Origin of the sequence: Shewanella sp. MSW (assembly GCF_007636515.1) — a bacterium.
GTDB classification, from domain to species: Bacteria; Pseudomonadota; Gammaproteobacteria; order Enterobacterales; family Shewanellaceae; genus Shewanella; species Shewanella indica.
In genome coordinates, this window is record NZ_LVDR01000011.1 from 1 (window position 1) to 22,373 (window position 22,373).

Below are 22,373 nucleotides of genomic sequence, written 5' to 3' on the forward strand. Positions count from 1 at the left end.
ATAACTTTGGCGGAACTTTTATAACTAAATGAACATGGTCTACCTGAACATTTAACTCTACTACTTTGCACCCAAGTTGCTCACTGTAAACGTGAATACAGCGGTAAACGTCCTTACCTACTTTGTTTTTGAGAATCCTAAAACGGTACTTTGGAGTCCAAACTATATGATATTGACATCGCCAATACACATGCGATGCTTGCTCGTATCTACTCATGCTTTTTGTCCTTTGACTTCGCTAAAAATCAAAAGAGCAATTAGCATGGGTAGCCTTTACAGGCCAAGCCTAAATTGATGATAACCACCTACTGAAGTAGGTGGTTTAGGGGCTGAAAACAAAAAGACCGGCATCTGCCGGTCTTCTTCTAAGAGCTTATTTGGATGGCAGCTCTTTGACATGCAGATCCATCTGAGGATATGGAATACCAATACCGTTTTCGTCCAGAGACTGTTTAATCTGCTCCATCAGTTCGAAGTAGACACCCCAGTAATCAGCAGACTTCACCCAAGGGCGAACCACGTAATTAACCGAAGAGTCAGCTAGTGTGTGCAGACCCACTGTATAGCCAGGCTCTTTCAGCACTTTCTCGTGATTATCGAGAATGCTTGTCAGTATTTGCTTGGTATGACGGATATCAGCATCGTAAGAAACCCCGATCACCAGATCGATACGGCGCTTGTCCATGGCAGAGTAGTTGGTAATGCTACCGTTCATGATAGTGGAGTTAGGCACTATGATGACCTTGTTATCCGGCGTTTTCAGACGGGTAGAGAAGATGGTGATTTCATCTACAGTACCGGCAACACCTGCGGCTTCAACATAGTCACCCACACGGCAAGGGCGGAACAGTACCATCAAGACACCGGCGGCGAAGTTGGACAGTGAGCCCTGCAGTGCCAAGCCCACGGCCAAACCGGCAGCACCGAGAACCGCAACCAGAGAGGCTGTCTGAATACCTAGCTGCCCCAAGGTAGCGATAACGGTAAATACAAACACCACAGCCCAAGCCATATTGGCAACAAAGGAAACCACTGTCTGATCTATCTTGCGCTTGCCCAACATTTTGGCCGTGACTTTCTTGGCCACATTGGACAAATACTTACCGACAAAGAAAATGACAATGGCAAGCAGTATCTTGATGCCATAGGCCGCGATTAACTCGGGCGCTTGTTTGAACAGCCCTTCGAGATTTTCCATTAAAATACTCCCTTAAAAACCTTATTTAACTTACTTTTTTAAATCGACCACAAACTCAACCCTGCGGTTAAGGCTGCGACCCGAGACACTGGTATTATCGGCGGCAGGCTGCTTGCTACCATATCCGTGAGTACTGAATTGCGCCCCCGGAAAACCATAATCCTCAATCAGCACCATTTTGGCACTTTCGGCCCTGGCTTCGGACAAAGGTTGATTTATGGCATCTGAACCGCTGATGTCGGCATGTCCTTCAATATGCAAGTTTACCTTATATTGATGAAGAAATGCTTTCATTCTGGCAAGTTGCGGCCACTGAGCCAGGGGGATCTGCGCCGAACCCAAGTCGAAATACAGCCTTACTGGATTGGCTGTACCGCAATTTTGGGGATAGACGTCACCTGATGTTGTAGGTAAACAGATATCTGTCAGGGAGGGGGCTTTGTCCAAGACACAACCATTGGCGCTCACGGGTGCCTGTGCCGGGGTATCGGGACAGGCATCTTTTGCATCAGGGACACCGTCACCGTCAGAATCTTCCCAGGCAAACACAACGCTGCTCAGCAACAGCAGAGGGATCCCCCCTGCCAAGCCCAAATAACGATTCACCCAGGCCTCCCTAACTATCAATCCTTCAACTGTATAGATGAGTTTCAGGCAGAACACAATTCACCGCCGGTTCACTTTGCTTTAGTGCGCCAAGTCACAAGTCACCGGCTAACACATTGTATAATCGTCTTTAATTTTAGCCAAGATAAACCAGTATCTGCGGTAGTAAGTTGCTACAGCAGCTGAAATCTTTTGCATATAGTTACCTTTTTATAAAACACCTTGATGGGCCGATAGACTTGAGCCACAAGCAGTAATAGAGCCCGTTAAACAAAAGGTTGTAGCAAAAGAAGCTCCCAGAATACCGGCTTCGATAAAAAAAGCGTTGAACAAACTGGTTTCCAGCGCCAAGGCAATAGCGGGAACCGTCACCCAAATGAGTCGGCCTTCCCCCAAGGGTATGCAATAACCTGAGTCCAATACCACGCGCATCACGGTTATTGCCGTAAAACCGCTTAACCCCCGGGTTGTACAAGTAGTTCCACTCAATGGCATAAGACTTAAGAAAACACTCACGCCTGTCACTGTGTCCACAGAACTGCCCTTGGTCCAAGAGGCAATGTGTAAGGGGGAAATTGCTGGCCGTAAAACTGGATTTTGAACTAGACGGCTGGCAGGCCAATGTGTATGTACTCCAGTCATCGGTCAGCCAGATATCCAGAGTCAATGTCAGAATGCGGCAACTGCTGCGCGAACGGCTTAAAAAACAATAAAGCGGCTTTGCGCCGCTTTATTCCGATACTGGATTTCCTAAATGGACCTAGTGGAACTCAGAGGTTATTTTTCCACCTTGGGCGGGAAGTTGCTCATTACACTGGCTACCGCCTCGTTAACCTTGGCAATTCGCTTTTGCGGAGTATCGCTGTCGCGAATGGTGTCAGCCACCGAGCCACGCCAGATGAGCTTGCCGGACTTGGCGTCGACCAGATCCACAATCAAGGTACCAACTTCATATTCGCGTACTGTGGTTTGGGTCTGCATATTGCCACCCCAGCCCCAACCTGGCCCCCAATATGGATTGTAGCCATAGTTGGTGTTGAAAGTGTCGACATTGATTTTCTTGTCTACCTTGGTCAGATAGTTAACCAGAATATCGGCGTTTTCCTTGGTAGCAATCTGCAAGCCCTTTTGTGCCAACTGCCGATCCAAGGCATCACGTACTCGCTGATCCATCAAACCATCCAGATGATAGCTGGTGTCTTCGGATTGCTTTTCCACCCAGGCATAACTCTTGTACTGGCTGAAGTTCACACCCGGGTCATAATCCCAGCCAGTATTCAGTGTACTGCAAGCACTTAACATCAGTGCCATTGCGGCTGTTATCAGATACTTCATCGAAATTTCCTCGTTTACCCAGGCCTGGAAATGGCCACAAAAACCCATGAAATCAGCTTACATTTCAATCTTCTGCTCTACAACTGAATTTAACAAAATTTAGTTTACCGATTCAGCTTGACTTCAGCATGACACTTAATGATAATGATTATCATGTAGATTAATCCTTGGGTGACTCATGCTTTGGTATCTCGCATTCTTTATTATTGCCAGTGGCGTTTTGCTGACTCGAAACTCTCTGCTGCAACAAACCCAGCAACTAGCCGGAATAGGCAGCATCAATCAAGCCAGGCGTTTGCTTATCCTGCCGCTGCTCATTCTCGGTTGGCTCGGTGCCAGATTGGTCGAGCAACAGATTTCACCTTTTGATCTGGCCGCTTTCGGCTTCGTGCTGACGACACTGACACTACTACTGCCCAAACTTAGAATGCTGATGCTGCCCTGCGCCTTTTTATCTGTGATGGCAGTGCTTGGCGGAATACTACTTTCCTGACACCTTCTTGTGATTGCCGGCGTCCAAGCCGGTTGCTGATCTTGTTCCCTGCGCAATTTCAGTTTTTTACCAGCCACCTTAACGGTGGCTTTTTTTTGATTTCAGCGGCTTGGAGCAAGCCATTGGGCGCTTAGACTAAATCTGCTAGACTGCGCCCATAAACCATAGATCAGCATCAACAATGAAAACAGATCCTAATGTCAGTTTGGTATACAGTACCGACAAAGGCCGTATCAGCCAGCCCAAGGAAGAAACCGCCATCCCAGCATCCGATGGTATAGTGCGGATCCATAAAGACAGCAAGGGCCGCAAAGGCAAAGGTGTTTCAGTGATCAAAGGGCTGGGACTGGATGCCAAGGCGCTGAAAGAACTGGCGCAAAAACTCAAGAAGCAATGCGGTTGCGGTGGCACGGTAAAAGCGTTCGACATCGAGATTCAAACCGACAATCGAGAGCAACTCCAGGGCCTGCTGGAGAAGCTGGGCTACAAGGTGAAGCTGGCCGGCGGCTGACAGGCAACAAGTACCAGGAGCAGTATGATGGACAGTTTGCAAAATCATTTTCTTATCGCCATGCCTTCGCTCGATGATACCTTCTTCGAGCGTTCACTCATCTATGTGTGCGAGCATGACAACAAGGGTGCCATGGGCCTCATGGTCAACCGCCCCATAGGTATTGAAGTTGACGAGTTGCTGCTGCAGATGGAGTTGGCAGAAGAGGTATCCCTCAAGCCATCAGTAGACAACAGTGTACTGGTGGGCGGCCCGGTCAACCCGGAGCGGGGCTTTGTACTGCACAGCAGTCAACCCTATTGGGCCAACAGCAATGCCATCAATGACGAGATAATGCTGACCAATTCACGGGATATTCTGACCTCCCTTGGCACCTCAAAGGCGCCGGAGCATTTTCTGGTGGCACTGGGATACGCGGGTTGGAGCCGCCACCAGCTGGAACAGGAGCTGGCAGAAAACAGCTGGCTGACCATTCCCGCCACACCCGAGATACTGTTCAATACTCCCCATGAGCATCGCTGGCTCAAGGCCACCCAATCACTGGGATTCGATATCTGGCAAATGTCCAGCCAGATGGGACACGCTTGATTACAGAGGCAAAATGACTGCAAAAACCGTACTGGGCTTCGATTTCGGCACCAAGAGCATAGGCATAGCCATAGGTCAGCAGTTGACCGGCAGTGCCAGCCCACTGACATCCATCAAGGCAGTGGATGGTATTCCCGATTGGCAGCAGATAGCGGCTTTAATCGAAGAATGGCAGCCGGATCTGGTGGTGGTGGGGCTGCCACTCAATATGGATGGCACGGAGCAGGAGATGACCCAGAGAGCCCGTAAGTTTGCCAACCGTATTGCCGGGCGTTTCGGTGTCAAGGTGGCCACTCAGGATGAGCGCCTGACCACGGCCGATGCCAAGGCCAGATTATTTGAACTCGGTGGCTTCAAGGCGCTGACCAAGGGCCAGATCGATGCCGTCTCTGCTGTGCTGATCATCGAAAGCTATTTCGAGAACCAGTACTGAAATCTCAGGCGGCTTAAAGACTCCCGGAGAATTTAAGCCGCAGCTGGCCCAATCTTATTTCTGCTTCCCCAGGAATGAGTCTCATCTGTTCGGCCCCAGACCCTGCCCCCAAGCTATCAGGACCTTTTGCCGGCCAACTGTCTGAGCCCCTGCAACAAAGCCTCCATATCCTCACCATCGGTATAGATATGCGGCGAAAAGCGAAAACCGAACCTTGGGCGCAAGTCCGTCTTGATCCCCACTCGATTGAACACTTGCTGCGCCGCCTGCCTATCGGCGAAATCGACTACCACAGTGCCACTGCGCTCACCGCTGATATTGGGCGTCACCACCTTGAGTTCATGACTCAAGGCACAATCCAGGATCCCCTGCCCCAGGCGCTGATTGTGTTGATAGATTTGACTATCGCCGAAAGCGCGCAGCTGCTGCAGTGACGCCGCTGCCAACATGTAAGGCAATACGGAAGGCGTGCCCCCCCAAAACCTTTTTGCTCCCTTGGCGTAGCGAAAATCATGGATATCGAACTCAAACGGCGCCTCATGGGAGAACCATCCCAGATCCACAGGCTCCAGCGTCTGGGCCAACCTATCGCTGAGCCATAAAAAGGCCGCCCCCGGGCCAGCGCAACACCATTTAACGCAGGACCCCAAGACAGCATCAGCCTGCCACTGCCCCAAATCTATCGGTATGACTCCAAGAGACTGGGCAATATCCACCACAGTCATTACTCCTAAGCTTCGGGCCAGAGCGCAAATTTCACTCACTGACTGTAACTGACCGGTTTCGGAAATGGCATGGGTAATAAAGGCCAGCGCCACATCCTCTCCCAAAGCCTGTTGCCACTGACTCAAAGACACCAGCCCTGCTTGCGGCTCAAGCAACTGCAGGCGGTAGCCCTTCTTCTCGGCCTGTTGCAGTACAAACCCCATGGAGGGGAAATCCAGTTCAGTGGCCAAGATCCGCTGACCGGGCTTGGCATTCGGCAGGGCGCCGACCAGCTTGGATAAAGCCGAAGAGAGATTCAGCTGCGGGCAAAAGCCACTGGCGGGAACTCGGGTCAAAGCCGCAAGTTGCTGCAAAAACTGCTCAACCCCCTCGAGCCACACAGGCCAGGCGTCACCGCCTTGATGCTTCCAGGCGCCGAGAAACTCGCCGGCCGCAGCTTCGCAATCTTTTGGCATGGCGCCCACAGAATGGGACAAAAAATAGTGCCCTTCGGGCAGATGAAAACGCGATTTCAACGACATTCCATGCTCCTCAGTCGGCAATCGAGTCGCGTTTGACACCGTAAACACCGCCCCAGATATCTGTCATCTGACCACGAATTTGCCATAGTTTAGGGAAAAACTGCATCTTCATACCTGAGTTGAGGATTTCGGTGCTGCGCCCCTTCAGCGACATGCTGTCTATGCCTATGCTTCTGTGAATGAGTTTGATGTGGTGGTAACGGAAGTGCTGAAACAGCTGGTCGTACTCTATCATGGCCTCGGCCACCATATAGCTTTCATCATGACGGTATTCACTGTTGTATATCTGCTCGACCGTCAGCCCCTTTTGCTCAAGATAGACTCGCTCAAAGGTGAGCCACAGCGGCTTATAAAGCTGCAACAAGGTTCTGAATCCCGGTGATTCCTGACCGCTGCCGTTGCCCAGCTGCAGCCGAATTGCCTGATAATCCTTGATGGACATGGTATCAAGAATACTCAGTTGCTCGATAAGAAACCCCATCGCCTTATGTACCCGGGCAAACAGGGTCAACACCTTAAAGGTCTCCCCTGCGGCCATACGCTCATCAATCTCCAGCAGGGTGTAACAGATGAGCTTCATCCACAACTCCTCCGACTGATGCACTATTTGAAACTGCAGCTCATCGGCGTTACACAGCTGCTCATAGGGCTTCTGACAGCTGAGCAATTTGGGAGTATTGAGGTACTTTTCATAATCCAGTCGACCCTCTCCGGCCATGCTGGCATATATCTGCTCGCGATCCATGATGCCTTATCCTCATTCTTCTATTGTTAACCATAAATTAACATTCAACTTGCCAAGCTAAGGCATAGCGTGGCAGGCAACAAGGGCAGCGAAGCGATCCGCAAAGAAAGGTAGTGTCAAATATTGTTGGCAGGGCTGCCGGATTGCAGCCCTGAATAGGGGGGGAAGAGCGCTTACAGATAGGGACGAACCAGCTCCGCCATCATCTCTATATGGCTCGGTCTGTCGTTGAGCGCCGCTATATAGCGGAATGACTTACCACCGGCCTGCTCGAAGAACTCACGGTTCTGCCCGGCAATCTCCTCCAGAGTTTCCAGGCAGTCGGCGCTGAATGCCGGACAGGCAACGGCCACATCTGTGATCCCCTGCTTTGGCAGAGCCATCATGGTTTCATCCGTGTAAGGGCCCAGCCATTTGGCCTTGCCGAAACGGGACTGGAAGCTGCTGATCACATCATCCTCTGCCAGCCCAAGACGCTCGGCCAACAATCTTGAGGTCTTGATACAAAAGCAGTAGTAAGGGTCGCCCAGCTTGAGATTCCGCTCCGGCATACCATGATACGACAGCACCAATTTCTGCGGTTTGCCGTGTTGGGCAAAGTCTGCTTCGATGGACTCGGCCAGCGCCCCGATAAACAGCGGATTATCGTGGTAGGTATGGATAAAATGCAGCGACGGCAGGTAACGCCATTGAGTCAACTCTTTGGCTATGGCATCAAACGCAGAGCCCGTGGTAGGGCCGGCATATTGAGGATAGAGCGGCAGTACAACCAGTTTATCAACCCCTTGGTTGTGCAGGCGTTTGAGCACATCGCCCACCGCCGGGTTGCCATAACGCATCGCCAAGGCAACTTCGGCTTCAACACCTTCGGCCTTGAGCTTTTCTGCCAAGGCCCGGGTCTGGCGCTCACTGATATCCATCAGTGGTGAGCCCTTATCAGTCCACACCTCACGGTAAAGGGCCGCCGATTTGGCCGGCCTGACCCTGAGAATAATGCCGTGGAGAATAAGCTTCCACAGCGCCTTGGGGATCTCCACCACCCTGGGATCGGAGAGAAATTCGGCCAGATAACGCCGCACCGCCGCGGGTGTCGGTGCGTCCGGCGTCCCCAGATTCAACAGCAATATCCCGGTTTTACCACGCCCGGCGTGGCCCTTGTCTTTATCAAGACCGATAAACTTAGCCAAAATCACCTCAGATAGAAAACGAATAAGTCAGATATTAAAGCACAGATTCAATCGCTTTGATCAATTCATCGCTATCGGGTTTGACTCTGGAGTTAAAGCTCTGCACCTGTTTACCGTCGCCACTGACCAGGTACTTGTAGAAGTTCCACTTGGGCGCCCCGGCCTGTTGCCCCAGATAAGCAAATACCGGATTCACATCGCTGCCGCGAACCGCAGAGGTGGCCACCATGGTGAAGGTCACGCCATAGTTGATGTAACACACCTTGGCGGTATCTTTCTCTTGGTTTTCTTCCTGGAAGAAGTCATCGGATGGGAAACCTATCACCACCAGCCCACGCTCGCGGTAGTCCTTATGCAGGGCTTCAAGCGCCTTGAATTGAGGCGTAAAACCACAATTGCTGGCGGTATTGACCAGAAGCACAGGTTTACCTTGGGTGAGTTCACACAGGTCGACAGACTCCTGGGAATGGAGCTTTCTCAACTTGATATTGAGGTAATCGGGGCACTGACCGGCAACAGCCACCGTGGGTGCCAAAACCCATGCTGTAAAAGCCAAACCAGTCAAAGCCAGTCCCTTCAATGTCGGCAAGATTAAATTCAATCTTACCAGGGGCTTGAATGTCTTCAGCATAACACCTCCATTTGTTTGATCTCTTGTTTGCACTCTACAGCAGTTTAGCTTCAGCTGTTAAAAATAGAAGCCGACATTGATATTCAGCCTCGAATGCCAGCTGCTGTCACCTTCGGCAATACCTATGCCCGGGCCGTTGACAAACCACATGTTTTTACCGGCAATCCAGTCGACATAAGAGTAAAACTTACCGGCACTGATGGCGCACCCAGTGACATTTTGCACCGAGTCATCCAACCCGGTACCAGAGGCAAATACCTGGCTGTAGTCGTTGTAACAGTTGAGCTGAGTAATAGGGCCCCAATCAACATCTATACTGCGCGACAAATTAAATGTAACCACATCGGCCTCGGCCGCTATCTCAAACGGATAGGCAAAAGCCGACAGCGCCAGACGCTCGCCGGGCATGTCATAGTCATAATGCAGATACTGCACCTGAGTCTGCCAGGCATGCCAATCCATTTGCCAATGGGCGGCTACCGCCAGACCATCAGTGTCTTCACCGGCAACAGCGCCAGCCATGGGCTTGTAGTCCAAACGGCTGTATTGCACAGAGGCACCCAGTTTATGGGCAAACTCGCCATACTTCAGGCTGCGCTCTAGCCTGGCGTTAAACTGCCCGGCTTCTTCATAGGGAGCATTTTCTGTGGTAGCAACATCGAAGGAATAACGCTTGAAGCGACTGCCGTCGCCATATTCATCATTGGCAAACCAGGCGAGATCGTAACGCCAACCGTCCTTGCTGTAGTGCCAGTGAATACCGGCATCATAGTCATCCTCAAAGCCGAGATAATAAGTCGCACCAAACCAGAAGGAATGAGCTGCATAGGGCAGCAAACCGAAAGGCACCTGGGTGACCCCGAGGCGAATGTCCGAATTTTCTGAAAAACGATAGCCAAAGAAGGCATGCTGGATCACATCCTGATCCTGATACCAACGATACTGAGCCGATGCAAACAGTTCTCCATTGTCGTATTTGACATCGGCACGAAACAGCTCGAACTCTAACTTGGCATCGTCATCATAGTCTTTCCAGCCATAGTTGACTCGTACCGCCCCGCCGATATCCAGCTCGTCGGAAACCGGCACGGCCGCGGCCGGCAGAGTGAAACAACCGGCCAGCGCCAGACCCAAAGCTGAAAATAAAGTGGTTTGCCGCAATTGCATTCCCCTTCCATCCTTTTCACAAAACAGGCGCAACACAATAACAAAAACACAGTTGTTTTTCGAACAATCCACTCAATATCAACACAAAAGGCGTCAGAGTGACGCCTTTTCATCCAAGTAGAGTAGTTAAAATCCTACTGAAAACGGTATCAACCTATTAATCCATATCCAGGGTGACCCCCTCCATGAAACCTGAATTACCTGTGTCGTTGCTGTGGAGTTTAATCATAAGTCGCAGGTCGTTCGGCGAATCAGCATGATGCAGTGCATCGGCGTAGCTGATCTCCCCTTCACAGTAGAGCTTGAACAGCGCCTGATCGAAGGTTTGCATCCCCTGCTCGTTGGACTTGGCCATGGTCTCCTTAAGCACGTGCAGCTCGTTCTTTTGAATAAGACTGGCCACCCTGGGAGTATTAATCAGCACTTCGATGGCGGCGCGCCGACCGCTGCCGTCCACCTTGGGCACCAGCTGCTGGGCCACAATACCACGCAAGTTAAGCGACAGGTCAAACAAGAGCTGTTGGTGCTTACTCTCAGGCACCAGGTGCATGATGCGATCCAGCGCCTGGTTGGCGTTATTGGCGTGCAGGGTTGCCATACACAAGTGGCCGGTTTCGGCGAACGACAGGGCAAACTCCATGGTTTCCTGGGTACGGATCTCACCGATAAGGATAACGTCCGGCGCCTGGCGCAATGAGCTCTTGAGCGCCGCATCAAACGACTCGGTATCTATACCCACTTCCCGCTGGGTGATAATGCTCTTGCCGTGTTGGTGAACAAATTCCACCGGATCTTCGATAGTAAGTATGTGTCCCCTGGCATTGGCATTACGGTAACCGATAAGTGCCGCCAGTGAGGTGGACTTACCCGTACCTGTTCCCCCTACCATAATCACCAACCCACGCTTGCTCATCACCAAGTCTTTGAGGATGGGCGGCAGATACAGCTGCTCCACAGTAGGGATCTTGGTTTCGATGCGCCGCATCACGCAGCCCGCCGACTCCCGTTGCCAGAAGGCACTGACCCGGAAACGCCCCAGCTCCTTGGCGCCCACGGCAAAGTTACATTCACGGGTCTCGTGAAACTCTTTTTTCTGCTCCGGCGTCATCAAAGATTCGACAAACTCCAGCGACTGCGCCGGGGTAAAGGCGTTTTCCGCCAAGGGTCTGAGTTCACCGTCCACCTTGGCACTGGGAGGAAAGGCGGCGGTAACAAAGAGATCCGAGGCCTTGCGCTCCACCATAGCCTTGAGAAAAGGTCTGACGTCCATGGGGACTCCTTAGAAATTCGCTTGTTTGTTGGAGCTCTTGGCCATGGCATCCTCCCGACTGATCAAGCCGCGATTCACCAGGTTCTGCAGGCTCTGCTCCAAGGTTTGCATGCCATGAGCCATACCGGTTTGGATAGCAGAATACATCTGTGCCACCTTGTCCTCACGGATAAGGTTTCGGATAGCCGGGGTACCCATCATGATCTCATGGGCCGCCACCCGGCCGCCGCCAACCTTCTTGATTAGGGTCTGGGAGATAACCGCCTGCAACGACTCAGACAACATGGTACGCACCATGTCCTTCTCGCCTGCGGGGAATACGTCAACCACACGGTCAATGGTCTTGGCCGCCGAGGTGGTGTGCAAAGTACCGAACACCAAGTGGCCGGTTTCTGCTGCTGTCATCGCCAGGCGTATGGTTTCCAAATCCCGCATCTCACCGACCAGAATGACATCCGGGTCTTCACGCAGAGCGCTTCTGAGGGCGGCGTTAAAACTGTGGGTATGGCGGTGCACTTCCCGCTGGTTGATAAGGCATTGCTTGTTTTGGTGCACAAATTCGATAGGGTCTTCAATGGTGAGAATATGATCGTGGCGGTTCTCATTGACGTAATCTATCATCGCCGCCAGGGTAGTACTCTTACCCGAACCTGTGGGGCCGGTTACCAGCACCAGGCCGCGAGGATATGAAGCGATTTTCTTGAAGATTTCCGGCGCGCCCAGTTGTTCCAAAGTCAAAATATCGCTGGGAATAGTACGAAAAACCGCGGCGGCGCCGCGGGACTGATTGAAGGCATTGACACGAAAACGCGCAAGATTGGGAACTTCAAAGGAAAAGTCGATTTCCAGAAACTCTTCATAATCCTTACGCTGCTTGTCATTCATTATGTCGTAGACAAGTCTGTGAACCCCTTGGTGATCAAGCGCAGGGACATTAATCTTTCTGACCTCACCGTCGACGCGTATCATGGGAGGCACACCGGCCGATAAGTGCAGATCCGAAGCGTTATGCTTTACACTAAAGGCCAATAATTCAGTGATTTCCATAGTTTGGGATATCCGTTCAACCAAAAAGTTTACATCATGACAACAATAGCAGACAGACTGGCACTAGCCCAGCGCAGGATAGCTCAAGCGGCGCAAATTTCGTCCCGAAATGCAAGCGAGATCAAGCTGCTGGCTGTCAGCAAGACCAAACCGGTCGCCGACATTGAACAAGCTTATGCCGCCGGGCAACGTTGCTTTGGCGAAAACTATGTCCAGGAGGGGCAACAGAAAGCCATGGAATTGGCACAGCGCTGTCCCGATATAGAATGGCACTTTATCGGCCCGCTGCAATCCAATAAATCAAGAATTGTCGCCGAGCACTTCCATTGGATGCACACCCTGGAGCGGGAAAAGATCGCCCGCCGCCTGTCGGAGCAGCGCCCTGAAGGCATGCCTCCACTGGAAATCTGCATTCAAATCAATGTTTCGGGTGAGAGTTCCAAAGCAGGAATAGCAACACAGAGCGAAATGTTTGAGCTGGCGAGCCTGGTGGACTCATTGCCCAACCTCAAACTCAGGGGACTGATGACAATTCCCAGTGCCGGTGAAGGACCAAGGCTTGAGGCGGAGCTGTCGCACATGCAGCAACTGTTTGCCGAACTGAAGCTCAAGTTTCCACAGGTGGATACCCTGTCCATGGGTATGAGTCAGGATCTTGAACTCGCCATCGCCAAGGGCTCTACTATGGTCAGAGTCGGCAGCGCTATTTTCGGCGAGCGTAACTACGGCTGATAAACCAGCCAATAAGATCTGAGATTGGCCGCTGAGACCTTGTTTTTGATAGTATTGGCCCAAATACTAATATCTCCCGCACGGTCAAAGCCGATGCGGGATACACTCCAATCACAAGTGACAGGGGACAGCATGGCTCAAAAGAAAATCTGTTTTATCGGCGCCGGCAATATGAGCCGCAGTATCATCAGCGGGCTGGTGGGCAGCGGTTATCCGGCTGAATTGATCCAAGCCAGCAACCCAAGCACAGCTAAACTCGATGCCCTCAAGCGCGATTTCGGCATCCTCACCACCACAGACAACCAAACCGCCTGTGACTGGGCCGATATCATAGTGCTGTCGGTCAAACCGCAACTGATGCAGCAGGTGTGTGAGCAACTGGCAACACTGCCGCTGGCCGACAAGCTGTTTATTACCATAGCGGCAGGGATCCCGGCCGCCAGATACAATGACTACTTCGGCCAACAGATTAAGCTTATCCGCACTATGCCCAACACCCCAACCCAACTTGGCTGTGGCATGACAGGCCTTTATGCCGCAAGTGGGGTTGAGCAGGCGGATAAAGATCTTTGTCAGCAGATTATGGCCAGTGGCGGCGAGACCCTGTGGGTAGACAAAGAAGCGGATCTCAATTTGGTGATCGCCTTGGCGGGCAGCTCTCCGGCCTATTTTTTCCTGTTTATGGAAGGCATGATGGATGCGGCCAAAGAGTTGGGGCTGGATGAATCCAAGGCCAGGTTACTGGTGCAGCAGGCGGCGCTGGGTGCCTCACAGATGGTGATTCAAAATCCTCAGCTGAGCGCCGGGCAACTGCGGCAGAATGTCACCTCCAAGGGCGGTACCACCCATGAAGCGGTGGAAACCTTCCAACGGGGTGATCTCAAGGGACTGATCAAGCAAGCAATGAACAACTGTATTGCCAGGGCTGAAGCCATGGCCAAAGAATTCTAAACGACCCAAGGGCGAAACTTTTCATGAATGACGCATTGATTTACCTGATTACAGTCGTATTCGACCTCTATTTTATGGTAGTCATACTGAGGATCTGGCTGCAGCTGGTGCGGGCAGATTTTTATAACCCCTTCAGCCAGTTTATCGTCAAGGCCACCCACCCCATTGTAGCGCCCATGCGGCGGATACTGCCCTCCATAGGCAGTCTGGATACGGCCTCTGTGGTGCTGGCACTGCTGGTGGTGGTGGTCAAAATACTCTTGCTGACCCTGATGGCGGGCCAGGAGTTCAACCTGGTTGCCACCTTGATGTTTGCGCTGGTGTCCTTGTTTAAAAAGGCTGGGGTATTGCTGTTCTGGATCCTGATCATCCGCGCCATCCTCAGTTGGGTCAGCCAGGGCCGCAATCCGATTGAGTATGTGATGATGCAGTTGACCGAGCCACTGCTGGCGCCCATTCGCCGCTTCCTGCCCCCCATGGGCGGGCTGGACTTGTCGCTGCTGGTGCTGATGGTGTTGATGAATTTCATTAACATACTGCTGGCCAAGACGATTCCTTTCTGGGCCATTGCCTGATGAAAGCTGTTAGCTGGGAGCAGCAGGACCTGTTGCTCAATCTCTATATCCAGCCCAAGGCCAGCCGGGATCAACTGGTTGGCCTGCATGGTGAAGAGTTCAAGGTGGCCATTACCGCGCCACCTGTGGACGGCAAGGCCAACGCCCACCTGACCAAGTATCTGTCCAAGGCCTTCAAGGTGCCCAAGGGGCAGATAGCCATAGTCAAGGGAGAACTGGGCCGCCACAAGCAGGTGCGTATTGAAGCGCCCAAGATATTACCCGCAGAAATCGAGGCCTTACTCTGATGCCATGGCAGCAGACAAGGGACTATAATCAACTCAACACACTTAACCTCAGGTAAAGCATTATGTTGCGCAAATTTTTGACCCTGCTTTTGTGTCTCGGCTCTCTGACCGGTGTCGCTCAGGCCGAACAGAAACAGACCGTCGGCCATTTCGATATCCACTATATGGCGCTGGGCAGCACCTTTTTGACGCCATCCATCGCCAAGAACTATGGCATAGAACGCAGCCGTTACACGGGCATAATCAATATCGCCGTACTGGATACCAGTGAAGAGGGCAATCCGGCAGTACCGGTCGAGATATCCGGCCTGGCCAACAATCTTATCGATGCCAGAATGCAGTTGAAGTTCCGTGAAATTCGCGAGGGTGATGCCATCTACTATATTGCCGAGGTGCCCTATCGTGACGATCAGGAGATTAACTTTCAAATCCTGATCAAACACGGCAACGAGCTCAACACCACTCTGGCCTTTAAACAGAAATTCTACGTCGATTGAGCAGTACATTCCGTCAATAGAGCGCCGCCGAATAAGCGGCGTTTTTTTATGGCCGCCCCGAGTGGCTATTGACCGCCGACTTAGAGAAACGACAGCAGCCATTAGGGCTCAAACCTTCCACGGCTCTACTTGTTTTCGCGCCTTTTCATTGTCGCTGAGTGAGTAAACTCTTTTGCAAAATGGTACTATTGCCGGCATTGCGAAATAAGGAAAATCCAAGATGAAACAGATAGTGCTTGCCAGTGGCAACAAGGGAAAACTCAAAGAATTCGCCGAGATGTTCAGCGCCTTCAATATTGAGGTGTTGCCACAAAACCAATTCGACGTGCCTGAAGTGGCAGAAACCGGCACCACTTTTGTTGAAAATGCCATTATCAAGGCGCGCCATGCCGCCGAAATCACCGGTTTGCCCGCTATCGCCGATGACTCAGGCCTCGAAGTTGATGCTCTGGACGGCGCTCCCGGCATCTATTCTGCCCGTTACAGTGGCGCCAACGCCACGGCCGAAGGCAACTACAACAAGCTGCTTGGCGCCATAGAGGCAACGTCTGCCCCCCGTACCGCCCGTTTCCAGTGTGTACTTGTGTATATGCGTCATGCCAAGGATCCGACTCCCATTATCTGCCAGGCCGCTTGGGAAGGTGAAATAGGTTTTGAACCCAAGGGCAACAACGGCCATGGTTATGATCCCGTATTCATTCCCTGTGGCTACCAGCAAACTGCCGCCGAGCTCAGCAGTGATGAAAAGAACCATCTCAGTCACAGAGGCAAGGCGCTGAAATTGCTGCTTGAAGCCTTCAAACAACAGGGGATCCTCGGCTAATGCTGACGCTGCCACCGCTGAGTCTCTATATTCATATTCCCTGGTGTGTGCAGAAATGCCCTTACTGTGATTTCAACTCTCACGGAAAACAGGGTGAGCTGCCGCAGCAGGAATATGTCGATGCCCTGCTTGGCGATCTCGACGCCGACCTGCACTATGTTCAAGGCCGGCAACTGCACAGCATTTTTATCGGTGGCGGCACCCCCTCCCTGTTCGATGCTGCCCAGATAGGCAGGCTGCTGCAAGGCGTGAATCGGCGCATTCCCTTTACCGATGACATAGAGATCACCATGGAGGCCAACCCAGGCACTCTGGAACATGATGACTTCAGCGCTTACCGCGCAGCAGGTGTCACTCGCCTCTCCATAGGTGTGCAAAGCTTTGCCAAAGACAAGCTCAACCTGCTGGGGCGAATTCATGGCAAGGATGAAGCAGTCAACGCCGCCAAAGGCGTTGCTGCAGCCGGATACCAGAGCTTTAACCTGGATCTGATGCACGGTCTACCGAACCAGAGCTTTGAAGAGGCCATGGCCGATATCGACACGGCGGCGGCGCTCAATCCTCCGCACCTGTCCTGGTATCAGCTCACCATAGAGCCAAACACCCTGTTTCATTCACGCCCGCCGCAGCTGCCGGACGATGAAGCGCTTTGGCACATCTATGAACAGGGCCAGCAAAGACTCGCAGCCCTTGGCTATCAGCAGTATGAAATATCCGCCTACGCCAAACCCGGTTTTCAGTGCCGCCATAACCTCAACTATTGGGAATTCGGTGATTATCTGGGAATTGGTTGCGGCGCCCACGGCAAGCTGACGCTACCGGAGCAGGACCGCATAGTACGCACGGTAAAGATAAAACATCCAAAGGGCTATTTGGCCACAAAGGATTATCTATTTGAGGTAAGTGATGTACTGCCCAAAGACAGGGCGCTGGAGTACCTGATGAACAGGCTGCGACTGATGAGCCCCATCCCCTGGAGCGAATTTGAAGCGCGCACCGGCGTTGCGGCCAACACCCTGGATAAAGGCATGCAGCAGGCCGCCGAGCGCGGGCTGGTAGAAATCACTCCCGGCTACTGGACGCTCACCAACAAGGGACATATGTTCGTCAACGATCTGCTGTCGCAGTTTTGTTAGCTCCATCTCTTCTTAGCCTCCTCTTGCTGCTGCCAAAGCGAAAGCAGCAAGAGGAAATATTTTCTAACATTTACGCCAATACTTAATTACTCAACTTCATTAGGATTAACTTCTTTAGACGCAAATGAGCCATAGCAGTCGCGGTTTCTGTGCGTCTTTCCTGACTCGGGCCATCGTCATCCGGCCTGCCATTGCCAAGCAAAAAGGAAGTTGTCCATGCCTATAACCATAAGAAAAAGTCTGTTGACGCTGGCCCTTGGCGCCGTTTTAAGCAGCAGTTATCCCCTTCTCGCCCAAGCCTCCGTCTCAGGGCAGAGTAACCAAGCATCAAACCTGGCTCCTGAGGTCATCAAAGCCGAATCCGCCAAAGCCAACGCCCTGTTTGAAGCCATCTTCAACGAGGATGTCGCCGCCAGCCCGGTGCGGCAGACCTTTCTTGGTATCAAAACAGATTACGGCAAGTGGGACTCGCTGGGAGATGCGGCCGATGATGCCGCGCTTGCTCGCGCCAAGCAGCAGCTTGAGCGTCTGTCACTACTGGATCCGACAAAGTTGGACCCACAGAGCAAGTTGAGCCTGGAGCTGTTGACCGCCAAACTGCAACGCCAGATCCGCGATGATAAGTTCCGCCACTACAACTACCCGGTCAACCAGATGTACGGCATTCACTCGTTGGTGCCTTCATTGTTGATAAACCAACACTCGATAGCCAACGAAGCCGATGCCCACGCCTATATCAGCCGTATAGCCGGGGTTCCTGAGCTGTTCGAGCAGCTGATCACCGCCCTCGAGGTTCGCGCCGAGGAAGGCATAATCGCCCCCAAGTTCGTATTCCCCCACGTACTTTCAGACAGTCGCAATATTATTCATGGCGCGCCGTTTGATGGTGAGCCGGACAGCGCTATCTGGGCCGACTTCAAGGGCAAGTTGGCAAAACTCAAGCTGAATGAAGACACCCAAGATAAACTGCTGGATCAAGCCGCCATCGCCCTCAAAGAACAATTGAGGCCAGCTTACCAAAAGCTGATTGCCTATCTCGAAACCCTGGAAAAACGGGCCGACAGCAGAGATGGAGTCTGGAAATTCCCGAGCGGCAGCGCCTTCTACAACAATGCCCTGGCCAATACCACCACCACAGAGATGAGCGCCGATAGCATTCATCAATTAGGACTGGACGAGGTCGCCAGGATCCACGGCGAAATGCGCGCCATCATGGACAACGTTGGCTTCAAGGGCGATCTCAAAGCCTTCTTCGAGTTTATGCGCCAGAATGAGGGCTTCTACTTCCCGGACAATGACGCCGGCCGCCGGGCCTACCTGAGAGAGGCCACCGCCCTTATCGATAACATGAACTCTCGCCTGGATGAAGTATTCAAGGTAAAGCCCAAAGCGCCTTTGATAGTCAAACAGGTGGAAGCCTTCAGGGAGAAGTCTGCCGGCAAGGCTTTCTACAACCAGCCCTCGGCCGATGGCAGTCGCCCGGGAACTTACTATGCCAACCTCTATGACATAATGGCTATGCCCAAATACCAAATGGAGGCACTGGCCTACCATGAAGGGATCCCCGGGCATCACATGCAGATAGCCATAGCCCAGGAACTGGAAGGACTTCCCAGCTTTCGTCGCTTCGGCTCTTACACGGCTTATATCGAGGGCTGGGGCCTTTACAGTGAGTACTTCCCCAAGGAGATGGGGCTTTACAGCGATCCCTACTCAGACTTTGGCAGATTAGCGATGGAGCTATGGCGCTCCTGCCGTTTGGTGGTAGATACCGGGATCCATGCCAAGAAATGGACTCGAGATCAAGCCATAGCCTATTACATGGATAACACTCCCAATGCCGAATCTGACGCAGTAAAAATGGTTGAGCGGCACATAGTTATGCCCTCGCAGGCAACCGCTTACAAGGTGGGGATGAACAAGATACTTGCGCTTAGAGCCTACGCCAAGGAGGCGCTGGGTGAGCGTTTCGACATTCGCGCCTTCCACACTCTGGTCTTGAAAAACGGCCCCTTGCCGCTGAATGTACTGGAGCAGGAGGTAAAAGACTGGGTAGCCGCGCAAAGCCAGGCTTGAAACTGAATCAACTGCCGCTCCCATGAGCGGCTTTTTATGCGCTTGATTCCGTCCTGAAAACAGACATAAAAATACCCCGGCCACCTGGGCCGGGGTAAACCAAAATCAGGATGATGGTTTTAAGGCCGACATTGTTTTAGTTCGAAAACCTGGGTCGGCATTGATAAGGGCTTAACACTCTGTGTTGAACCAAGCAGTCTACAGCAGGAGGGGTCAGTCCCGCGGCACACCCGTATGTTGGTTCCACCCGAATCAACTGCAACCATTGTATTGATTTCAGAACAGACTGCAACTGGGTTATTAAAAATCTTTAAAGCCCATCAAATAATAAAGCGGTTGAATAAACCAATAAAATCCTAACATCCATATGATATATAAACAAAAAACACCCAAGCGGAACTTGAGTGTTTTTCATTGTTCTATTATAAGAACGATATTTCTTTATTTTTCCTGGCGTTGGGCAAACAGATCTGCATATTTTTTGTCCCAATAAGGTGGCGTACCTATATGATCCTTGATGAACTCGATAAAGGCACTCACCTTGGGGGCCAAGTGTTTACGTCTGGGATAAACCGCCTGCAGCGGCAGATGATGGGTCAGTTGCCAATCGGGAAGCAGGGGAACCAGAGTACCTTTTTCTATTTCATCTTCCAGCAGATAGCTGGCGAGATAAACCACCCCAAGCCCACTGACAGCGGCAGACTTGAGCGCCGGCGCATTGTCGACTCTGAAATTACCCGAAACCCCTATCTCACAGTAGTCATCGCCCTTCTTGAATTGCCAAACGCTGTGCTCATGCCATTCACCGTGGTAAACCAAACAGTTGTGCTCCACCAGCTGCTCCGGACGGGCCGGCATACCGTGAGCTGCAACATACCCGGGGGATGCCACCAGCAGGAACTGACACTTCATCAGCGGGCGAGCCACCATTCCCAGAGGCAGTTGCTCTGACATGGTCAGCAGCAGATCCAGGCCTTCACTGACCACATCAACCTTATGGTCCAACAGGCTCACCTGCAGCTCGAGATCCGGATGACGGGTCATAAACTCGGGCAGTGCCGGAATAATATGCATGGTGCCGAATGACTGGGAGATACCTACCTTGAGCACGCCTCGGGTGGCATCATTGAGGTTGTGCACACTGGCCACCGCCTGATCCGCATCCCGGAGCAGTTCTTCCCCCTGCACATACAGCAGATTACCGGCTTCGGTGAGGCTTAAGCTACGGGTCGTTCGCTGGATCAACTGGATCCCGAGTTTATGTTCAAGATCGGCAACCTGGGTACTGACCTTGGATTTGGATATTCCAAGCCTACGCGCCGCCGCACTGAAGCTGCCGGCACGGGCGACATGAGTGAAAATAGCGATAGGTTCTAACAGTTCTAACATGAAAGTCGCCTTAAGCCGTTTACAACACTGGTAAAAGCTTTCCTGGAAAAGCGACGGGCCTCACCGTCAAGACCCCAAAATGGGGTGTGGGCTGCCGGGTTTTGGAAAGCGCACTGGGTAGAGTCACTGAGTCCTGACTTGGGTGTCAGTTTTATTATTTTTGCGAAGTATACCAATTCTTTGTTATTGACTCTAACCCAAGGATAGCCTTGAGCCAAAAAAACCGCCGCAGTGATGACATAATCGACAGACAATCAATAAAAAACCCCTGTATCAAGGGAGGGGAAGATACAGGGGGAATCACCAGCTTAAATCTTATTGCTGCAGTTCAACCTTGCCGGACAGTACCTGGAATTCGCCCAGCTCAGGGATCTGCTTGCGTAACTTGTCTTCCAGCACCAGCAAACGTTGGAAGTTGTCGCAAAGCGCGTCGGCTCTCTGCTCCATCTCCTGGGCACGAGACTCCATTTGCACTTCAATATCCTTGCCCATCTTTTCCATCTTCTGGCTGAAGGCATTGATCTTCTCATCAAAGGTTTCGCCCTCACCTGACATCATGGCGCTGCCCATGGCCATCATCAAACTGCCTAGCGACTGCTGCACCAGTTGCTCTATCTCTTTGGAAAACTCATCACCAAAGGCGTTTTCCAACGACTCTTCAGTGGCCCCGAGGAAGTACTGGTCACCATTGCGATGAGCCACTTCATAGACTCTCTGTTGCAGACTGCCCATAGTTTCATCCAACTTGGCAGCGGCGGCATCCCCCAAGAGTGGTGTCAGGGCCATGCTCACGGCCTCGCTCGCCATGGTGACGGCATCTTCCACCAAAGAGATGACTTCGGGTAACTGCTGAGCCATGGCATCCGAGTACTCGTTGACAAGCTTGCTCTGCTCGGCATTCAAGACCACTTCTTCACCTTCCACATAGAGGCGGCCCGGCTCAATTCGATAGTGTTCTTTCCCTTGATTACTGACACTCAGCTTCTTGGGTTCCAGTGAGATGTCGTAGTTGAGCGACATCTCGCATTGCTCATCTCTTGGCTCAAAGTTGATCGCCATAGCAGGCGCCGCCGCAAACAGTGCACACACCAAAGATATTCCACCAATCGCTTGTTTCATTCTGTCTTCCCTCTCGTTTTAATCTGCCGAGTAAACTTGATTACCGCTTATGGCTCAGAATAAAGCAGACTTTGTGCCAAAGTTATAATTAACTGATATTAAAAGAATTAATATCAAGAAAGGCAGCAAAATATGAAAATCCACCATCTACGAGTGGCAAATTTTGCCAACTTGTAGCCGTTATGATGAATAAGACACAAGAAACCAAAGAAAGGTTTAACAGGGAATACTCAGGATGGCCTAGACTATTCCCTTTCTTCACTGCATTCGGGATTAAAAGCCATAATAGCCGCTGCGCCAGCAGCTTAAATTCGTGGAGCAAGTGCATCC

General features: G+C 51.9%; 27 protein-coding genes. 13 read left to right on the top strand and 14 right to left on the bottom strand.

The window, feature by feature from the left end; translation table 11 throughout:
- The 4 genes from tnpA to AYI96_RS12895 all read right to left on the bottom strand — a co-directional run.
- The coding region (gene tnpA / locus AYI96_RS12880) for an IS200/IS605 family transposase (RefSeq protein ID WP_144361725.1) at window positions 1-217 on the bottom strand (217 nt) is incomplete at its 3' end.
- A 156-nt stretch (window positions 218-373) separates the two neighbouring features.
- A complete protein-coding gene (locus AYI96_RS12885; RefSeq protein ID WP_025009451.1) occupies window positions 374-1,198 on the bottom strand; it encodes a mechanosensitive ion channel family protein in 825 nt (274 codons plus the stop codon).
- 30 nt (window positions 1,199-1,228) lie between these two features.
- Window positions 1,229-1,804 (bottom strand): OmpA family protein, encoded by a 576-nt coding sequence (locus AYI96_RS12890; protein WP_071477000.1) that lies wholly within the window; start codon window positions 1,802-1,804, stop codon window positions 1,229-1,231.
- A 210-nt stretch (window positions 1,805-2,014) separates the two neighbouring features.
- Window positions 2,015-2,338, bottom strand: a complete 324-nt coding sequence (locus AYI96_RS12895) for a hypothetical protein (protein WP_143078446.1) — start codon at window positions 2,336-2,338, stop codon at window positions 2,015-2,017.
- A gap of 41 nt (window positions 2,339-2,379) precedes the next feature.
- On the opposite strand from AYI96_RS12895, the gene AYI96_RS20335 reads away from it, so the two are divergent.
- Window positions 2,380-2,517, top strand: coding sequence for a hypothetical protein (locus AYI96_RS20335; RefSeq protein ID WP_157822968.1), 138 nt, complete (start codon window positions 2,380-2,382; stop codon window positions 2,515-2,517).
- Window positions 2,518-2,581: 64 nt separating this feature from the next.
- Here the strand turns inward: AYI96_RS20335 and AYI96_RS12900 are convergent, their stop codons facing one another.
- The gene (locus AYI96_RS12900; RefSeq protein ID WP_025009455.1) at window positions 2,582-3,139 is read right to left on the bottom strand and encodes a DUF4136 domain-containing protein; all 558 of its coding nucleotides are present in this window, start codon (window positions 3,137-3,139) and stop codon (window positions 2,582-2,584) included.
- Window positions 3,140-3,317: 178 nt separating this feature from the next.
- On the opposite strand from AYI96_RS12900, the gene AYI96_RS12905 reads away from it, so the two are divergent.
- The 4 genes from AYI96_RS12905 to ruvX all read left to right on the top strand — a co-directional run bounded on the left by AYI96_RS12905 (window position 3,318) and on the right by ruvX (window position 5,164).
- On the top strand, window positions 3,318-3,632 hold the full coding sequence (locus tag AYI96_RS12905) for a hypothetical protein (RefSeq protein WP_052248172.1): 315 nt from the start codon (window positions 3,318-3,320) through the stop codon (window positions 3,630-3,632).
- 181 nt (window positions 3,633-3,813) lie between these two features.
- On the top strand, window positions 3,814-4,143 hold the full coding sequence (gene yciH, locus AYI96_RS12910) for a stress response translation initiation inhibitor YciH (RefSeq protein ID WP_144361726.1): 330 nt from the start codon (window positions 3,814-3,816) through the stop codon (window positions 4,141-4,143).
- Between the two features lie 27 nt (window positions 4,144-4,170).
- Window positions 4,171-4,731: a YqgE/AlgH family protein gene (locus tag AYI96_RS12915; RefSeq protein WP_144361794.1), complete on the top strand. Its 561-nt coding sequence runs from the start codon at window positions 4,171-4,173 to the stop codon at window positions 4,729-4,731.
- A 13-nt stretch (window positions 4,732-4,744) separates the two neighbouring features.
- Window positions 4,745-5,164: a Holliday junction resolvase RuvX gene (ruvX, locus tag AYI96_RS12920; protein ID WP_025009458.1), complete on the top strand. Its 420-nt coding sequence runs from the start codon at window positions 4,745-4,747 to the stop codon at window positions 5,162-5,164.
- 116 nt (window positions 5,165-5,280) lie between these two features.
- On the opposite strand, the gene AYI96_RS12925 is transcribed toward ruvX, so the two are convergent.
- The 7 genes from AYI96_RS12925 to AYI96_RS12955 form a co-directional block, all read right to left on the bottom strand.
- Window positions 5,281-6,411, bottom strand: coding sequence for an aminotransferase class V-fold PLP-dependent enzyme (locus AYI96_RS12925; RefSeq protein WP_039034900.1), 1,131 nt, complete (start codon window positions 6,409-6,411; stop codon window positions 5,281-5,283).
- Between the two features lie 10 nt (window positions 6,412-6,421).
- Window positions 6,422-7,156: a tryptophan 2,3-dioxygenase family protein gene (locus AYI96_RS12930; RefSeq protein WP_071237900.1), complete on the bottom strand. Its 735-nt coding sequence runs from the start codon at window positions 7,154-7,156 to the stop codon at window positions 6,422-6,424.
- Between the two features lie 173 nt (window positions 7,157-7,329).
- Window positions 7,330-8,343 (bottom strand): ferrochelatase, encoded by a 1,014-nt coding sequence (gene hemH / locus AYI96_RS12935; RefSeq protein WP_039034902.1) that lies wholly within the window; start codon window positions 8,341-8,343, stop codon window positions 7,330-7,332.
- Window positions 8,344-8,377: 34 nt separating this feature from the next.
- Window positions 8,378-8,974: a glutathione peroxidase gene (locus AYI96_RS12940; protein ID WP_144361727.1), complete on the bottom strand. Its 597-nt coding sequence runs from the start codon at window positions 8,972-8,974 to the stop codon at window positions 8,378-8,380.
- A gap of 57 nt (window positions 8,975-9,031) precedes the next feature.
- Window positions 9,032-10,141: a hypothetical protein gene (locus tag AYI96_RS12945; protein ID WP_039034903.1), complete on the bottom strand. Its 1,110-nt coding sequence runs from the start codon at window positions 10,139-10,141 to the stop codon at window positions 9,032-9,034.
- Between the two features lie 157 nt (window positions 10,142-10,298).
- Complete coding sequence (locus AYI96_RS12950) at window positions 10,299-11,411, bottom strand: PilT/PilU family type 4a pilus ATPase (protein WP_144361728.1); 1,113 nt, start codon at window positions 11,409-11,411, stop codon at window positions 10,299-10,301.
- Between the two features lie 9 nt (window positions 11,412-11,420).
- Window positions 11,421-12,458 (bottom strand): type IV pilus twitching motility protein PilT, encoded by a 1,038-nt coding sequence (locus AYI96_RS12955; protein WP_025009461.1) that lies wholly within the window; start codon window positions 12,456-12,458, stop codon window positions 11,421-11,423.
- A gap of 36 nt (window positions 12,459-12,494) precedes the next feature.
- Here AYI96_RS12955 and AYI96_RS12960 point away from each other — a divergent pair, with 36 nt between their 5' ends.
- The 8 genes from AYI96_RS12960 to AYI96_RS12995 all read left to right on the top strand — a co-directional run bounded on the left by AYI96_RS12960 (window position 12,495) and on the right by AYI96_RS12995 (window position 19,535).
- On the top strand, window positions 12,495-13,190 hold the full coding sequence (locus tag AYI96_RS12960) for a YggS family pyridoxal phosphate-dependent enzyme (RefSeq protein ID WP_144361729.1): 696 nt from the start codon (window positions 12,495-12,497) through the stop codon (window positions 13,188-13,190).
- A 132-nt stretch (window positions 13,191-13,322) separates the two neighbouring features.
- Entirely contained in the window at window positions 13,323-14,141 is an 819-nt protein-coding gene (proC, locus tag AYI96_RS12965; RefSeq protein ID WP_144361730.1) for a pyrroline-5-carboxylate reductase, read from the top strand.
- Window positions 14,142-14,164: 23 nt separating this feature from the next.
- Window positions 14,165-14,716: a YggT family protein gene (locus tag AYI96_RS12970; protein WP_039034907.1), complete on the top strand. Its 552-nt coding sequence runs from the start codon at window positions 14,165-14,167 to the stop codon at window positions 14,714-14,716.
- Window positions 14,716-15,003 carry a DUF167 family protein YggU gene (gene yggU, locus AYI96_RS12975; protein WP_037467122.1) on the top strand — a complete coding sequence of 96 codons (288 nt, stop codon included), beginning with the start codon at window positions 14,716-14,718 and terminating at the stop codon, window positions 15,001-15,003. Before AYI96_RS12970 ends, yggU begins: the two co-directional genes overlap by 1 nt.
- Window positions 15,004-15,065: 62 nt before the next feature.
- Window positions 15,066-15,500 (top strand): DUF4426 domain-containing protein, encoded by a 435-nt coding sequence (locus AYI96_RS12980; protein WP_071476997.1) that lies wholly within the window; start codon window positions 15,066-15,068, stop codon window positions 15,498-15,500.
- Between the two features lie 220 nt (window positions 15,501-15,720).
- Window positions 15,721-16,323 carry an RdgB/HAM1 family non-canonical purine NTP pyrophosphatase gene (rdgB, locus tag AYI96_RS12985; RefSeq protein WP_071476996.1) on the top strand — a complete coding sequence of 201 codons (603 nt, stop codon included), beginning with the start codon at window positions 15,721-15,723 and terminating at the stop codon, window positions 16,321-16,323.
- The gene (hemW, locus tag AYI96_RS12990) at window positions 16,323-17,459 is read left to right on the top strand and encodes a radical SAM family heme chaperone HemW (protein ID WP_144361731.1); all 1,137 of its coding nucleotides are present in this window, start codon (window positions 16,323-16,325) and stop codon (window positions 17,457-17,459) included. Before rdgB ends, hemW begins: the two co-directional genes overlap by 1 nt.
- 216 nt (window positions 17,460-17,675) lie before the next feature.
- Complete coding sequence (locus AYI96_RS12995; RefSeq protein WP_144361732.1) at window positions 17,676-19,535, top strand: DUF885 domain-containing protein; 1,860 nt, start codon at window positions 17,676-17,678, stop codon at window positions 19,533-19,535.
- Window positions 19,536-19,976: 441 nt separating this feature from the next.
- Here AYI96_RS12995 and AYI96_RS13000 read toward each other — a convergent pair whose 3' ends face one another.
- Both AYI96_RS13000 and AYI96_RS13005 read right to left on the bottom strand, forming a co-directional pair.
- Window positions 19,977-20,924 carry a LysR family transcriptional regulator gene (locus tag AYI96_RS13000; protein ID WP_039034912.1) on the bottom strand — a complete coding sequence of 316 codons (948 nt, stop codon included), beginning with the start codon at window positions 20,922-20,924 and terminating at the stop codon, window positions 19,977-19,979.
- A 315-nt stretch (window positions 20,925-21,239) separates the two neighbouring features.
- Window positions 21,240-22,043 carry a YggN family protein gene (locus AYI96_RS13005; RefSeq protein WP_101094725.1) on the bottom strand — a complete coding sequence of 268 codons (804 nt, stop codon included), beginning with the start codon at window positions 22,041-22,043 and terminating at the stop codon, window positions 21,240-21,242.
- Window positions 22,044-22,373 lie beyond the last annotated feature (330 nt).